This is a genomic window from Hymenobacter busanensis (assembly GCF_008727865.1).
Classification (GTDB): Bacteria; Bacteroidota; Bacteroidia; order Cytophagales; family Hymenobacteraceae; genus Solirubrum; species Solirubrum busanense.
In genome coordinates, this window is record NZ_VTWU01000004.1 from 345,716 (window position 1) to 359,884 (window position 14,169).

12 protein-coding genes are annotated in these 14,169 nt (G+C 60.4%); 10 read left to right on the plus strand and 2 right to left on the minus strand.

Annotated features, from left to right (window positions below; translation table 11 throughout):
* Entirely contained in the window at positions 1-864 is an 864-nt protein-coding gene (locus tag F0P96_RS12435) for a carbohydrate deacetylase (protein ID WP_151079222.1), read from the plus strand.
* Positions 848-1,804: a GNAT family N-acetyltransferase gene (locus F0P96_RS12440; RefSeq protein ID WP_151079223.1), complete on the plus strand. Its 957-nt coding sequence runs from the start codon at positions 848-850 to the stop codon at positions 1,802-1,804. The genes F0P96_RS12435 and F0P96_RS12440 overlap by 17 nt, the downstream gene beginning before the upstream one ends.
* Positions 1,805-1,832: 28 nt before the next feature.
* On the opposite strand, the gene F0P96_RS12445 is transcribed toward F0P96_RS12440, so the two are convergent.
* Together F0P96_RS12445 and F0P96_RS12450 are read right to left on the minus strand one after the other, a co-directional pair.
* Positions 1,833-3,221 (minus strand): hypothetical protein, encoded by a 1,389-nt coding sequence (locus F0P96_RS12445; protein WP_151079224.1) that lies wholly within the window; start codon positions 3,219-3,221, stop codon positions 1,833-1,835.
* A gap of 16 nt (positions 3,222-3,237) precedes the next feature.
* Positions 3,238-4,506, minus strand: coding sequence for a tol-pal system protein YbgF (locus F0P96_RS12450; RefSeq protein ID WP_151079225.1), 1,269 nt, complete (start codon positions 4,504-4,506; stop codon positions 3,238-3,240).
* Positions 4,507-4,616: 110 nt separating this feature from the next.
* On the opposite strand from F0P96_RS12450, the gene F0P96_RS12455 reads away from it, so the two are divergent.
* From F0P96_RS12455 to dnaJ, 8 genes are all read left to right on the plus strand, one after another.
* On the plus strand, positions 4,617-5,531 hold the full coding sequence (locus F0P96_RS12455; RefSeq protein ID WP_151079226.1) for a M20/M25/M40 family metallo-hydrolase: 915 nt from the start codon (positions 4,617-4,619) through the stop codon (positions 5,529-5,531).
* Positions 5,532-5,568: 37 nt separating this feature from the next.
* A complete protein-coding gene (locus tag F0P96_RS12460; RefSeq protein ID WP_151079227.1) occupies positions 5,569-6,774 on the plus strand; it encodes an acyltransferase family protein in 1,206 nt (401 codons plus the stop codon).
* Positions 6,775-6,895: 121 nt separating this feature from the next.
* Positions 6,896-9,157: a sodium-translocating pyrophosphatase gene (locus F0P96_RS12465; RefSeq protein ID WP_151079228.1), complete on the plus strand. Its 2,262-nt coding sequence runs from the start codon at positions 6,896-6,898 to the stop codon at positions 9,155-9,157.
* Between the two features lie 207 nt (positions 9,158-9,364).
* Positions 9,365-9,904 carry a hypoxanthine phosphoribosyltransferase gene (hpt, locus tag F0P96_RS12470; RefSeq protein WP_151079229.1) on the plus strand — a complete coding sequence of 180 codons (540 nt, stop codon included), beginning with the start codon at positions 9,365-9,367 and terminating at the stop codon, positions 9,902-9,904.
* Between the two features lie 89 nt (positions 9,905-9,993).
* On the plus strand, positions 9,994-10,617 hold the full coding sequence (locus tag F0P96_RS12475) for an adenylate kinase (protein ID WP_151079230.1): 624 nt from the start codon (positions 9,994-9,996) through the stop codon (positions 10,615-10,617).
* Positions 10,618-10,851: 234 nt separating this feature from the next.
* Entirely contained in the window at positions 10,852-11,961 is a 1,110-nt protein-coding gene (gene obgE / locus F0P96_RS12480; RefSeq protein ID WP_151079231.1) for a GTPase ObgE, read from the plus strand.
* 220 nt (positions 11,962-12,181) lie between these two features.
* The gene (locus F0P96_RS12485; protein ID WP_235917462.1) at positions 12,182-12,763 is read left to right on the plus strand and encodes a nucleotide exchange factor GrpE; all 582 of its coding nucleotides are present in this window, start codon (positions 12,182-12,184) and stop codon (positions 12,761-12,763) included.
* A gap of 61 nt (positions 12,764-12,824) precedes the next feature.
* Positions 12,825-13,970 carry a molecular chaperone DnaJ gene (dnaJ, locus tag F0P96_RS12490; RefSeq protein WP_151079232.1) on the plus strand — a complete coding sequence of 382 codons (1,146 nt, stop codon included), beginning with the start codon at positions 12,825-12,827 and terminating at the stop codon, positions 13,968-13,970.
* Positions 13,971-14,169 lie beyond the last annotated feature (199 nt).

Genomic DNA, 14,169 nt, shown 5'->3' on the forward strand with positions numbered 1-14,169 from the left:
GTGCAGCGCCAGGTTATTATCAACGCCGACGACTTCGGCCTGAGCCCCTCGGTGAACCGCGCCATTGTGGACGCCTACCGCGCCGGCAACCTCACCAGCACCACCATGATGGTGAACATGCCCGGCACCGCCGACGGCGCCCGGTTGGCCGCCGAAACGCCCGGCCTGGCCATTGGTCTGCACTTCTGCCTCACCGAAGGTCGGCCGCTGACTACCGCTCCCTCGCTGACCGACGAAGCCGGGAATTTTCTGGAGCGTGGGGCGCTGCTGAAGCGGGCCTTGCGCGGGCAGGTGAAAGCCGAAGAAGTACGGGCCGAATTTGAAGCTCAGCTGGCCAAGCTCGAAAGCCTGGGCATTCGGCCCACCCACACCGACTCGCACCAGCACGTGCACATGTTTCCGGCGGTGTTTCGGGCCGTTGCGCCGGTGCTGAACGCTCGCCAGCTGCCGGTGCGCCTGGCCATTCCGCGCAAGCCCACGCTGGGCTTGCTGCTGCGCTGGCCGCTGAAATTTGTGCGCCAGAGCATTCTGTACCGCAGCAGCCAGCAGTTCAAGCGCCTCGTGCACACCCGCACCAACGACCTGCTGGTGTCGGTGCACGACCTGACCACGCCACCCGCCAGCTACACCGCCGATACGCTGCGCCTGCTGGTGGCCGAGGCGCCGGCCAGCACGCCGGTGGTCGAGCTGATGGTGCACCCCTACATTCCCGGCGCCGACATCGATGCGCTGTACCCCAATGACTTGGCGCAGCGCCAGCCGTTTTTCGAGAAATGCTACGCCGAGCACCGCATCCTGAGCGGCCCGGCTTTGTTTGCCCACGACCCTACCGTAACCCTGACCACCTATGGCTCAGCTTCCTGACGATATTACCATCACCCGTGCCACGCAGGCCGATTTGGCCGACGTGGTGGAGCTTAACCGCACCGAAAACGACGACGACCGGATGACCACCGGCTACCTCGACTGGTGGTACTTCAACAACCCGTTTAACTCGTTTTCCTTTTTCCTGGCCCGCTACGAAGGCAAGGGCGCGGGCATGTGCACCTCCAACGATGCCATTTTCAGCATCAACGGCAAACCCTGGAAATCGGGCTTTATTCAGAAGGTGCTGACCTCGAATGCGGTGCGCGGCAAAGGCTTGTTCGGCAAGCTCTACGTGAAGACGGACACCGACTTCATGGAGCGCGGCGGCGACTGTTTTCTGGCCTTTCCCAATGCTGTAGCCAAGCCCATTTACCTGGCCAAATACAACTATAGCCACGGCATTTACCCCGATCTGACGCTGCTTTTCACCAACCCGGCGCACCTGCTGGCCGGCAGCAGCTACGAGGTGACGACCAAATTGGACGACGCGTTCTTCCAAACCCGTACGTTCCAGTTCGATAACGCCATGATTAAGGACCAGAAGTTCCTGCAGTGGCGCTACCTCACGTTCCAGTCGCCGCACTACAAATACGTGACGCTGGCCGTGAAGCGCGACAGGAAGCTGGTAGGTTATGCGTTCCTGAAAAAAATCAAGAAGCAGGGCCTGCCGGTGTTTGTGCTCATGGACGTGGCCTTCCACCAAGTGGCCGACCTTGCTCACGTCATCAAGCAGGCCCGCATTTACGCCGCCAAACAGCTCACCGTGGGGTTGCTCTACATGGGCAACCCGCTGATTGATACGGCCACCAAAGGAGTGGCGCGCAAAGTGTGGCGCAACCAGTTTGATTTCCTGGTGAAAGGCAAGAACCAGGGCGAAACCGACGAACTGGCCAACGTAACCTTCAACTTCTTCTTCGGCGACCTGGACTTCGTGTAGTCCCGGGTACCGTTAGGAAGCGGCTGCTCTACGCCGCGCCGGCCAGTTGCGGACGCCGCACGGGCACGGCGCGGCGTTTTTTCTTGACCGCCTGCTTGCGTGTGTAGTCATCTTGCAAAACGAACAGCGCTGTGACGTAAAATGGCCACATCGGAATCCGGTAGCGCACCAGGTTGCCGAAGTTGCCCGACGTAATGGCCGTGCCGATGGCAAACAGGACCGAGAAAATCACGCAGAACAGCACCAGCGGCGTGCTGCCGATTTTGGAGAATGTGCGCAATACCCCGGTTTTGCGGAAAACCTGAAACGTGAGGTAAGTAATCCAGAGAATTTCGAGGCCCGAGAGCAACATAACCGGGTTGCTTACTTCCCAAAGGAACGGCCGGAACAACCCGATGACCACCGCTTTGGGCGCTAATTTGGGTATGTCTTGCGGGCCGGTGAAGTCCTCCATGGCATAGCCCGAGTTGCCCATGCCGCGCCCTTTGGCTACCTCGGTATGGCTGATGCTGTTGTGGTAGGTAGAGGCCACCGTGGCGCGGTCTTCAATCTTGTCGAAGTCGTAGTTCTGGTTGCCCGACGCGACGGACTGGCTGACGACAAACCCGATGCCGCCGCCAATGGCAATCATGAACGGCATAAGCAGCCCGCGCACCAGCCCCGACTTGATGCCGGCGCTGTATTGGGTGGTAATCCAGAGCATTACGGGTGGAATGAAGCTGATCAGGATGTAAATCTTGACCGATTTCAGCACGAAGCCCGCAATCAGCAGCGCCAGAACGCCGCGGGCAATGTTGGTGCGGGCGACGAAGAGGTTGTAGAAGGCGTAAAAGATCCAGCCCAAGGCCCCAAGGCAGAGGGAGTCTTTGGCCAACCCCGAGCCCCAGAAAAATACCGACGGCACGAAGAAAACCGCAATGGCTAGCTCCTTGTACAGCCGCGGGTAAAGGCGCAGGAAGGTGTTGTAGAGCGCCCACACGCCGCTGAAGCTCAGCAGTGCGAACATGAGCGCAATAACGGAATAGGTGTGAAAGCAGAACAGGCCTAAAAAGCCCGACACCTTAACAATGAAATACTCGGTTTCCGAGTTGAACCAGTGCATCTGGCCCGCATACTTGGCCATCGAGCCGTCGAATTCACCGTCGCTGGCCAGCAGTAGTTTAAAGGCAACGCTTGGTGAATCGAAAAAAGCCTTGTTGATTTCCTTGCTCTCGTTGAAGTAGTTGAACGTGTCGCCTCCGCCGTAATAAAACTGGTAGATAAGCCCCAGCGACAGAGCCCCCAGAAATTTGACTGAAAGCGCCGGAATAAAATACCGTTTGGTTAGCGGATTGGTAAAGCGCTTACGCATAGCAAAAGCCAGCCCATAGAAGATGGCCAGGTAGAGCGGCGTAAGAAGTAAGTCTTTGAGTTCCATGAGGAAGGCCGGAGCGCTACCGCTTCGAAAGCTTTACGTACGACTTGGCCTCGCGGTACTGCTCGCTCTTGCGGTCGGCTTTGTTGTACACCACGGTGTAGTAGCGCAAGGCCGCTTTGCCGTCCTTTTCCTTGTCGGCCATGCGGGCCAGGTTCAGGTTGGCGTAGAGGTAGAAGCCACCCGAGGTTTCGTTGGTGCTTTCGGCAAACACAATGCACCGCTGATAATACTCCTTGGCCTTGGATAAATCTTTGTATTTGTTCTGCATCAGCCAGCCCAGGAAATAGGTGGCGTAGCGGCCGCTGATGCCCTCGTAGCCGGGGTAGCCGCGGTTGATTTTGTCGAGAATTTCGCGGCTCACCCGCTCGCACTCCCGAAACTCACCCTCATTGAAGCTCAGCAGGGCATAAAACCGCTGGAAGTAGCCGTTGTCGGGGTACTTGGTGGCGAGGTAGCGCGCTAGCGGCATTGATGCTGCCGGGTTGTTTTCCTCGTTGTTGAGGATGCGCATCAAAAAGAACTTGGCCTCGGTGCCGGTGTAGAACCCATTGTCGGCCACGTTTTTCAGCTGCTGCAGGCCTAGTTCGCGGTTGCCTTTGGGAAAAAACAGCAGCACCGGCCGCAGCAGGGGGTAATTTTCGCTGATCCAGACGGCGTAGTAATTGAACAGCGCCTGCCCGAAGAGGAACTCGGGGCTGAGGCCGTTGGCTTCCTGGCTTTTCTGGAGGTAATCGAGGGCCCGCTTGCTGCTCACGGTGGCCTTGCGCCAGTCTTTGCGCTCGGCGTGCAGGCGGGCGTCAAATCCATAAGCGGCCGAAAGGAAAAAGCAGGCCTCGTAGTTCTTGTTGTCCCGGTCGTAGAGGGCTTCGGCCTTGGTAACCGACGTGTCCATGTAGGCGAAGAAGACCTTGTCGTACTGCTTCGTTTGCACGTTGGTCGGCACGATCTTCCACCACTGGCTCAGGCCCAGCAAAAAGTAGGGCATGGGGTGGTTGGGGTAGCGCCGCTTCAGGCTGCGAAATTGCTTCTCGGCCTTGTCGTACTTGAAGTTGTAGAGGTTCTGGATGGCGCCCTCCAGCTCCAGCTGAATATCCTTGTCGAGCAGCAGCCAGCCCGAGTAATCCACCGCGCCCGGCACCACGTCCACCGTGTCGAGCTGGATGTTGCGGATGGGCGCCGAGCGGCGGGTTGTATCGGGTTGCTGGGCCATACCGCGAGCGGGCAGCAACAGCATCAGCCCGCTCAACAGCCACAACGACAGGATAAAACGCGGATTCAGGGCCATGCAAAAAATGGGAAGACAGCGAGAACGAGACGAACACCCGTGCTCCGTTGCCAGACGGAACACCAAAATTAGGATATTTAAGCCGGAATGGGACTTATAGCCCCCTACGCATGAACCTACTACGAACGTTGTGTCAACTAGCCGCGCCTTCGGGTAGCGAAGCGCCCCTCACGGCCTTTTTACTGGATTATATCCGTCGGCAAGCTCCGCAATGGCGGGTGCAGCCGGAAGTTGTAGCAGGAGAGGATTTTCAGGATTGCATCATTTTGGTTTTTGGCCAGCCGCGCACGGCCGTATTTGCCCACATCGATTCCATAGGATTCACGGTGCGCTACGGCCGTCAGCTCGTGCGCATCGGTGGGCCGGCGGCCGAAACCGGCTACCGCCTGGTGGGCGAAGATTCGCAAGGCCCCATTGAATGCACGCTCACCGTCGACGACAAAACCGGTGCGCTTGGCTATGAGTTCAGCCGCGACATCGAACGCGGCACCACTCTCACCTTTGCCTGCGACTTCCGCGAAACCGAGGAGAGCGTGCAAAGCTGCTACCTCGACAACCGCTTGGGCGTGTGGAATGCGCTGCGCCTGTGCGAAACCCTGGAAGATGGCATTGTCGTGTTCAGCTGCTACGAAGAGCACGGCGGCGGCACGGTAAAATTCCTGGCCAAGCACATCTACGAAACCTACGGCGTGCGGCAGGCGCTGGTGTGCGACATTACCTGGGTGACCGAAGGCGTGCACGCCGGCCAGGGGTGCGCCATTTCCCTACGCGACTCGCTCATTCCGCGCCGCAGCTACGTAGAGCGCATCCGCCAGATAGCCCGGCAGTCGGGCATTCCGCACCAGCTGGAGGTAGAAGGCAGCGGCGGCTCCGATGGCAAAGAGCTGCAGCACGGCGCGCAGCCCTGGGATTGGTGCTTCGTGGGCGCCCCCGAAGACCACGTACACACGCCCAACGAGCTGGTTCACAAGGCCGATATCGACAGCATGCTGCGCCTGTATCGGGTGCTGATGCAGCAGTTGTGAGTCAAAGTTCAGACCTTTGCGGAGTAAAGCCCTCCGTATGCCTCAAGTTCAACCCGCTGAATTACAGTCTTCAACTACTGCTTCGACGCCTCGAGCCGTCAAGCACCTAACCTATCAGGAACTCGATATTCTGCACAGCCTGCGGGGCTTTTGCGCGTTCTACGTCGTCATCTTCCACGCCAAATTCATCCTGTGGGCCGGCGGCCGGCAATACCTGGCCGTGCACCCGCGGGCTACTTGGAATCCGCTCGACTACCTGCTCTTCGGGCTCGACATGCTCAGCTCGGGCGGCTACGAGATGGTCATTTTCTTTTTTGTGCTGTCGGGCTTCTTTATCCGCTACGCTCAGCTGCGCAAGCACAGGGCACCGGTAGCCTTCTACATCAACCGCATCGTGCGCATCTACCCGCCCTACTTGTTTTCGGCAGCCTTGGCGGCGGGGTTATTGGCAGCGGGAGTGTACTTAGCCCCACTGATTCTGGATGCCCAAAACGGCCGTGAACTGAACCAGCACCTGCTGGCCGCCTGGCAGGAACTGCAAGGCTTCGACGCCTACAGCGTGCTGCGCGTGTTATCGTTCCGCAGCTTGGCCGATAAATTTATTGGCTACAACGACGTGTACTGGTCGCTGCTGCCCGAAGCGCTGTTTTACCTGGCCGTACCGCTGGCTTTCTGGCGCATCCGGGCCTACTATGCGGTGTCGGCCGTGGCCTATGCCGTGGGGTTAGTCGCCGCCAAATGGTACACGCCCGCCGACCCCATTACGAGCTACCTGCTGATGTTCAATGCCTACTTTGCCGTAGGCTGCTGGCTCTACGACCAAGTGGTGGGCACCGAATGGCTGGCGCTATTCCGCCGGGTATCCGGGTGGTTGCTGCTGGCTACTGTAACGGTGCTGATGGGGCTGTTGCTGGCTTTGGCGGTGCTTAAGTTCAAAGCCGCATCGGGTTTGGTGGCTACGGTGCTGGCCGTGGTATCGGTATCGGCGCTGCTGGCCGGGCGCGTACCGCGTCAGAATGTGCTGGTGCGCGTGATGCACACCATCGGCCTATTCAGCTTCACGCTGTATCTGTGCCATTTTCCGCTGCTGCATTTCGGCTATAGCCTGCTGGTGCGGCTCACGGGCGAAACCGTGTTTTATGCCCGCTATTACTGGCTGGCGGTGCCGCTGGTCACCTTTATCAGCTACGGCCTGTACTGGGTTACCGAGCGCGTCTCCGTCAATTACTTCCGCAAGGTGTAGGGGTAGGCGAGGGGCCGAGAAAAGAAAAAAGTTGGGCTTGCATCGAAAAAGTCTATTTTTCAAGCGCAAACCTTAGGTTTTGTCTTCATCTCTTCCCCTCACCAACCCTTAACACCGCTTTATGACCATCCTTTACCTCGCACCCGCGCTGGGGGTGCTGGCGCTGCTCTACACGGCGCTGCGCTCCAGTTGGGTAGCCCGGCAAGACGCTGGCGACGAACGCATGCGCACCATTGCCGGCTACATTGCCGACGGCGCCATTGCTTTCCTCAAAGCCGAATACAAAGTACTGGCCCTGTTTGCCCTCATTGCCTGCCTTTTCCTGGGCTTCCTGAGCTACGGCAACGAACGGTCATCCCCCATTATCATCGGCGCCTTTTTGCTGGGCGCTATTTTTTCGGCCACGGCGGGCTTCATCGGGATGAAGATTGCCACCAAAGCCAACGTGCGCACCGCCCAGGCGGCCCGCACTAGTCTCTCGCAGGCGCTGAAAGTGTCCTTCGCCGGCGGTTCCGTCATGGGCATGGGCGTAGCCGGATTGGCCGTGCTCGGCCTGGGCGGCCTGTTCATTGCCTTCTACTACATGTTCGTGAACGGCGCTTCGGCCAACGGCCCCGAAATGGAACGGGCCCTGGAAGTGCTGACCGGTTTCTCGCTTGGGGCCGAAAGCATTGCGCTTTTCGCCCGCGTGGGCGGCGGCATCTACACCAAAGCGGCCGACGTGGGCGCTGACCTCGTGGGCAAAGTGGAAGCCGGCATTCCCGAAGACGACCCCCGCAACCCCGCTACCATCGCCGACAACGTGGGCGACAACGTGGGCGACGTGGCCGGCATGGGTGCCGACTTGTTCGGCTCCTACGTGGCCACCATCCTCGCCACCATGGTGCTCGGCCGCGAAGTCGTAGCCGCCGGCGACGCCTATAACGGCATGTCGCCCATCATCCTGCCGATGGTTATTGCCGGCCTCGGCATCGTCTTCTCGCTCATCGGCATTCTGTTCGTGCGGGTGAAGGAGGGCGGCAACGTGCAGGCTGCCTTGAACCTGGGCAACTGGGTTTCGGTAATCCTCACCGCCGCCGCGTCGTGGTTTGTCATTCACTACATCCTGCCTAGCAGCACCATGCAGATGGGACGCCTCGGCTCGTCGCCCTTCACCGCTACCGACGTGTTCTGGGCCGTGTTCGTGGGCCTGGTTGTGGGTGCGCTGATGAGCATGATTACTGAGTATTACACAGCTATGGGCAAGCGCCCGGTAATGAGCATCGTGCAGCAAAGCTCTACCGGCCACGCCACCACCGTCATCGGCGGTTTGGCCGTGGGCATGGAGTCGACGGTACTGCCGATTATCGTGCTGGCCGCCGGCATCGTGCTTAGCTACGAATGCGCCGGCCTCTACGGTGTGGCCATTGCCGCCGCCGGCATGATGGCCACTACCGCCATGCAGCTGGCCATCGACGCCTTCGGTCCCATTGCCGACAACGCCGGCGGCATTGCCGAAATGAGCGAGCTGCCCAAGGAAGTGCGCGAGCGGACCGACATTCTCGACGCCGTGGGCAACACCACCGCCGCCACCGGTAAAGGCTTCGCCATTGCCTCGGCGGCCCTCACCTCGCTGGCCCTCTTCGCCGCCTTCATGGGCACGGCCGGCATCAACGCCATCGACATCAGCAACGCCCGCGTGCTGGCCGGCTTGTTCATCGGCGCCATGATTCCGTTCATCTTCTCGGCCCTGGCTATTTCGGCGGTGGGCCGTGCGGCCATGAGCATGGTGCAGGAAGTGCGCCGGCAGTTCCGCGAAATTCCGGGCATCATGGAAGGTACTGGTCGCCCCGAGTACGAAAAGTGCGTAGCCATTTCCACCCAGGCCGCCCTGCGCGAAATGTTGCTGCCCGGCGCTATTGCCCTCATCACGCCCATTGTCATCGGCTACGCCTTCGGCCCCGAGGTATTGGGTGGCACGCTAGCCGGCGTCACGGTATCGGGGGTGCTGATGGCTATGTTCCAGAGCAACGCCGGCGGCGCCTGGGACAACGCCAAGAAGTCGTTTGAGAAAGGCGTGCTGGTGAACGGCAAGATGGAGTTCAAGGGCTCCGACGCCCACAAAGCTTCCGTAACCGGCGACACCGTGGGCGACCCTTTCAAAGACACCTCCGGCCCGTCGATGAACATCCTGATCAAGCTCATGAGCATCGTGTCGCTGGTTATTGCCCCGCACATTGCCCGCGACGGCGCGGTGGTGGAACGCGGCGTGGCCCCGCTGCCGCTCAAGCCCGCTACCGAGCAGGTGTCGGCCCCAACCATGCGCCCCAAAGTGCGCTACGCTGAGCTGGCCCCCGCCGCCTCGCGCATCGTGCTGACTTCGCTGCTGAAACGCGCCGAGTAAGCACCGTCGTTTCTTGCCAAATCATGTGGGTGCCCCGGTCGAAAGCCGGGGCACCTTGCGTTTAAACCCCGTACGAAGGCTTTTCGCAGCTACTGAGGCCGTACCGCTTTCGAGGGCGCCTCACACGAAAGTGGGAGTGGGACCCCGCCGCTCGGTTTTGCTTTGTACCTTCGCGGCACTTTTCGCCCCGCACCCTAACCCGCCGGCATGCCGCAAGCCACCATTTCGCTGCACAACAAGGAGTTTGCCCCGTATTTGCCCGAAGCGCAAATCACCGCCGCCGTGCGCGACCTTGCCGCCCGCATCAACCGCGACTACGCCGGCCAGACGCCGCTGTTCGTGGCCGTGCTCAACGGCTCGTTCATGTTTGCCGCCGACCTGCTGAAGGACGTAACGCTCGATTGCGAAGTCGCCTTCATCCGCGTCGCCTCCTACGCCGGCACCAGCACCACGGGCGAGGTCAAGGAAATTCTGGGCTTGCAGGAAGACGTGCAGGGCCGCCACCTCATCATCGTGGAAGACATTGTGGACACCGGCCACACCATGCAAGCCATGCTGCAGCAGCTACGCGCCCAGCAGCCGGCCTCGGTGGAGGTAGCCACGCTGCTCATCAAGCCCGACTGCCTGCAGCACGAGCTGCACATCAAATACCAGGGCCTGGCCATTCCCAACGATTTTGTGGTGGGCTACGGCCTCGACTACGACGGCCTCGGCCGCAACTACCGCGACCTGTACCGCGTCGTATAAGGCATCCCCCTCGCTTCGGCGGCTGGCCGCAATTCCGTAACTTACCCTCGCCCCCTTCTCTCTCACTCTCCCCGCTACCACTTCCAATCATGCTTAATATCGTGTTGTTTGGCCCCCCCGGCGCCGGCAAAGGAACCCAAAGCCAGAAGCTCATCCAGCGCTACGGCCTCGTGCACCTCTCCACCGGCGACCTGCTTCGCTCGCAGATTGCGCAGGGTACGGAACTGGGCCTGACGGCCAAAAAACTCATGGACGCCGGCGAACTGGTGCCCGACGCCGTGGTTATCGGCATGATTGAAAGCCAGCTGGCCGGCAACACCGAGGCCGCCGGTTTCATCTTCGACGGCTTTCCGCGCACCATTCCGCAGGCCCAGGCCCTCGACGAACTGACGCAGCGCTACGACACCGGCATTTCGTGCATGATTGCCCTGGAAGTGACCGAAGACGAGCTGGTGAAGCGCCTGCTGGAGCGCGGCAAAACCTCCGGCCGCCCCGACGACCAGAACGAGGAGAAAATCCGCAAGCGCGTGACGGTGTACAACACCGAAACCGCCCAAGTGGCCGGCTACTACGCCCAGCAGAACAAATTCCATTCGATTTACGGCATCGGAGCCATCGAAGACATCTTCGGTCAGCTCTCCGCCATCATCGACCAGCACCAGCCCGCTACCGTCACCGACAGCTCGGCGGCGGCTGACGAAGTAAAGGCGTAACTTTGCAGAGCCAGCGGCTCTCAGCTGTTGACCGCTGACATCATCTGTCATCCTGAGCGCAGCGAAGGACCTTATCACGCTGGAACGATGTTGTCCAACTCGTTCTGTCCTGACAAGGTCCTTCGCTGCGCTCAGGATGACGGCTTTTTTCAAGATACCGTCAGCCCAGAATCAGGCATGGGTTGAACCACGTTCGACTTGCCATTCCTCGTTCTCAATTCTTAATTCAACCAAGTGGCTTCCAACAACTTCATCGACTACGTCAAAATCTGCTGCCGCTCCGGTAGGGGCGGGGCAGGTTCGGCCCACATGTTCCGCTCCAAAGGCCGGCCGCTGGGCGGGCCCGACGGCGGCGACGGCGGCCGGGGCGGCCACATCATCCTGCGCGGCAACAAGCAGCTCTGGACCTTGCTGCACCTGCAGTACAAGAAGCACGTTATTGCCGGCCACGGCGTGCCCGGCAGCGGTGGCCTCTGCACCGGCGCCGAGGGTGACGACGTGATTCTCGACGTGCCGCTGGGTACCATTGCCCGCGACGCCGAAACCGGCGAAATCCGGGCGGAAATCACCGAAGACGGCCAGGAAATCATTCTGACGCCCGGCGGCCGCGGCGGCTGGGGCAACGACCACTTCAAATCGGCCACCAACCAGGCCCCGACCTACGCCCAGCCGGGCGAGCCGGGCCAGGAAGTGTGGAACGTGCTGGAGTTGAAACTGCTGGCCGACGTAGGCCTTGTAGGCTTCCCCAACGCGGGCAAAAGCACGTTGCTGTCGGTGGTGTCGGCGGCCACGCCCAAAATTGCCGATTACGCCTTCACCACCCTCGTGCCCAACCTGGGCGTGGTGGGCTACCGCGACTACCAATCCTTCGTGATGGCCGACATTCCGGGCATCATCGAGGGCGCGGCCGAGGGCAAAGGGCTGGGGCTGCGCTTCCTCAAACACATCGAACGCAACGCTACGCTGCTGTTCATGATTGCCGCCGACTCGCCCGACATTGCCGCTGAGTATCAGGTGCTGCTGAGCGAGTTGGAGCAGTTCAACCCCGATCTGCTGGACAAGCGCCGCGTGCTGGCCATTACCAAAGCCGACATGCTGGACGAAGAACTGGAAGCCGAAATCGAGGCCACGCTGCCGGCCGATGTGCCGCACGTGTTCATTTCCAGCATCACGCAGAAAAACATCCAGCAGTTGAAGGACCTGCTCTGGCAGCAAATTCAGGATGCCCGCCGCGAAGACCCCAAGCCGCTGCGCCACAGCATCTGGGCCCAGAAACGCGCCGATGACGACGCGGATGAAGACGAGTTCGACGACGAGGAAGTATCGGAAGACCAATTGGACTAAGCGCGTCCGGTCGGCAGGTTATTGCTTAAGCCGTGCGAGGCTCTACGGTCTGCCTTTGTCATTCCGCTTGGCTGTTACTTCTGCCGCCTCGTCCGAACCATTTGGGGCGGCCTTGTGGTTTCTGTGCCACTATGTCACAAGCCGGGGCTTTGGCAAACTCATTGCGCCGGCGCTATTTCCTAATTGAACATCCATCTGCCTGAAATACTTGACTTAAGGAATGGCTGACGCAACGTTTCCGAATCCCGACGAGCTGCAAAATGAAGGTGCAGCCGCTTCCAACGCCGACCACGTAGCCGGCGAAATGATGGACGACCAGAGCGGCCAGCCGGCCGACGGCGGTGCGCCCAAGGGCGAAGCCACCCGCACCGACCAGGAAGTGAACGACCTGAAGGATAAATACCTGCGCCTCGCGGCCGAGTTTGAGAACTACAAGCGCCGCACCACCAAGGAGCGCGCCGACCTCTTCAAAACCGCCAACCAGGAGCTGATGACCGTGCTGCTGCCCGTCCTCGACGACTTCGAGCGCGCCCACCAGCACACCCGCGACTCCGATGACGCTAACGTGGTGCGCGAAAGCATCAGTATCATCTACAACAAACTCTCGAAAGCCCTTCAGCAGAAAGGCTTGCAGCCGATGGAAACCAAAGGCGGCGCGTTCGACCCCGATTTGCACGAGGCCATTACCCAGATTCCGGCCCCGAGCGAGGAGTTGAAAGGCAAGGTGGTCGACGAGATTGAGAAAGGCTACTACCTCGGCGACAAAGTCATTCGGCACGCCAAGGTGGTGTTGGGCCAGTAAGCAACAGAGGCGAGAGAATAGAAGCGAGTAGCGCCCTGCTGCTCCAGACCAAGTACCGACCATGTCGACCAAGCGAGATTATTACGAAATTCTGGGCGTAGCCAAAAACGCGTCGGGCGACGAGATTAAGAAGGCCTACCGCAAGGTGGCCATCAAGTTTCACCCCGACAAAAACCCCGACGACCCCACGGCCGAAGACAAGTTCAAGGAAGCCGCCGAGGCCTACGAAATCCTGTCGGACGAGCAGAAGCGGGCGCGCTACGACCGGTACGGCCACCAGGGCGTGGGCGGCGGCAACGGCCACGGCCCGAGCATGGAAGACATCTTCAGCCAGTTCGGCGACATCTTCGGCGGTGGCGGCGGTGGCTTCGAGAGCTTCTTTGGCGGCGGGGCCCGCAGCCAGGGTCGGCGCGTGCGCAAGGGCTCCAACCTGCGCATCAAGCTCAAACTCGACCTGGAGGAAGTGGCCAACGGCGTCGAGAAGAAAATCAAGGTGAAGCGCTACACGCCGTGCGCGCCGTGCTCGGGCACCGGCGCCAAAAACGGCACTGAGCTCAAGGATTGTGGTACCTGCCACGGCCAGGGCCAGGTGAAGCGCGTGGTGCAAACGATGCTCGGCCAGATGGTCAGCTCCTCGACCTGCCCCACCTGCCACGGCGAAGGCAAGATTGTGAGCCAGACCTGCGACGTGTGCCGCGGCGAAGGCCGCCAGCTGGCCGAGGAAATCATTCCGATCAACATTCCGGCCGGCGTGGCCGAGGGCATGCAGCTTTCCATGTCGGGCAAAGGCAACTACCCCGAGCGCGGCGGCGTATCGGGCGACCTGCTTATCCAGATTGAGGAGGAGCCGCACGAGTTCCTGAAGCGCGACGGCAACAACGTGGTGCTCGACCAATACATTTCCATCATCGACGCGGCGCTGGGGGCCAACCTCGAAGTGCCCACCATCGAAGGCAAGGTGAAGGTGAAAATCGACCCCGGCACGCAAGCCGGCAAGATTCTGCGCCTGCGCGGCAAAGGCATTCCCGACCTGAACGGCTACGGCAAAGGCGACCAGCTGATCCACATCAACGTGTGGACGCCCAAGTCGGTAACCAACGACGAGCGGGCCGCGCTGGAAAAGCTGCGCACCTCGCCCAACTTCACGCCCAGCCCCGGCAAGAATGAGAAAGGCTTCTTCGAGAAAGTGAAAGAGTATTTCCAATAGCAGGCCACGGATTTTCGCCGGATTTCTTCCGGATTTACAGACGATTCAGAAAGCCCGCTCCAGCAATGGGGCGGGCTTTTTTGTCTGCCACATTGAAGTGCTGTGCCCTTTCCACGGTTTTGCAAGAGGTTGGGGCCGCGGTGTCGGTATCATTTTTCCCTTGGCCCGCAGAACGGATAACAGCGGTTTACTGTGGACG

What these genes read in the sequence shown, in the direction of transcription:
- F0P96_RS12465 (WP_151079228.1), top strand. Translation starts at nt 6,896, where the DNA reads ATGACCATCCTTTACCTCGCACCCGCGCTGGGGGTGCTGGCGCTGCTC.
- F0P96_RS12450 (WP_151079225.1), bottom strand. Translation starts at nt 4,506, where the DNA reads ATGGCCCTGAATCCGCGTTTTATCCTGTCGTTGTGGCTGTTGAGCGGG.
- hpt (WP_151079229.1), top strand. Translation starts at nt 9,365, where the DNA reads ATGCCGCAAGCCACCATTTCGCTGCACAACAAGGAGTTTGCCCCGTAT.
- F0P96_RS12485 (WP_235917462.1), top strand. Translation starts at nt 12,182, where the DNA reads ATGGCTGACGCAACGTTTCCGAATCCCGACGAGCTGCAAAATGAAGGT.
- F0P96_RS12475 (WP_151079230.1), top strand. Translation starts at nt 9,994, where the DNA reads ATGCTTAATATCGTGTTGTTTGGCCCCCCCGGCGCCGGCAAAGGAACC.
- F0P96_RS12440 (WP_151079223.1), top strand. Translation starts at nt 848, where the DNA reads ATGGCTCAGCTTCCTGACGATATTACCATCACCCGTGCCACGCAGGCC.
- F0P96_RS12460 (WP_151079227.1), top strand. Translation starts at nt 5,569, where the DNA reads ATGCCTCAAGTTCAACCCGCTGAATTACAGTCTTCAACTACTGCTTCG.
- F0P96_RS12455 (WP_151079226.1), top strand. Translation starts at nt 4,617, where the DNA reads ATGAACCTACTACGAACGTTGTGTCAACTAGCCGCGCCTTCGGGTAGC.
- F0P96_RS12445 (WP_151079224.1), bottom strand. Translation starts at nt 3,221, where the DNA reads ATGGAACTCAAAGACTTACTTCTTACGCCGCTCTACCTGGCCATCTTC.
- dnaJ (WP_151079232.1), top strand. Translation starts at nt 12,825, where the DNA reads ATGTCGACCAAGCGAGATTATTACGAAATTCTGGGCGTAGCCAAAAAC.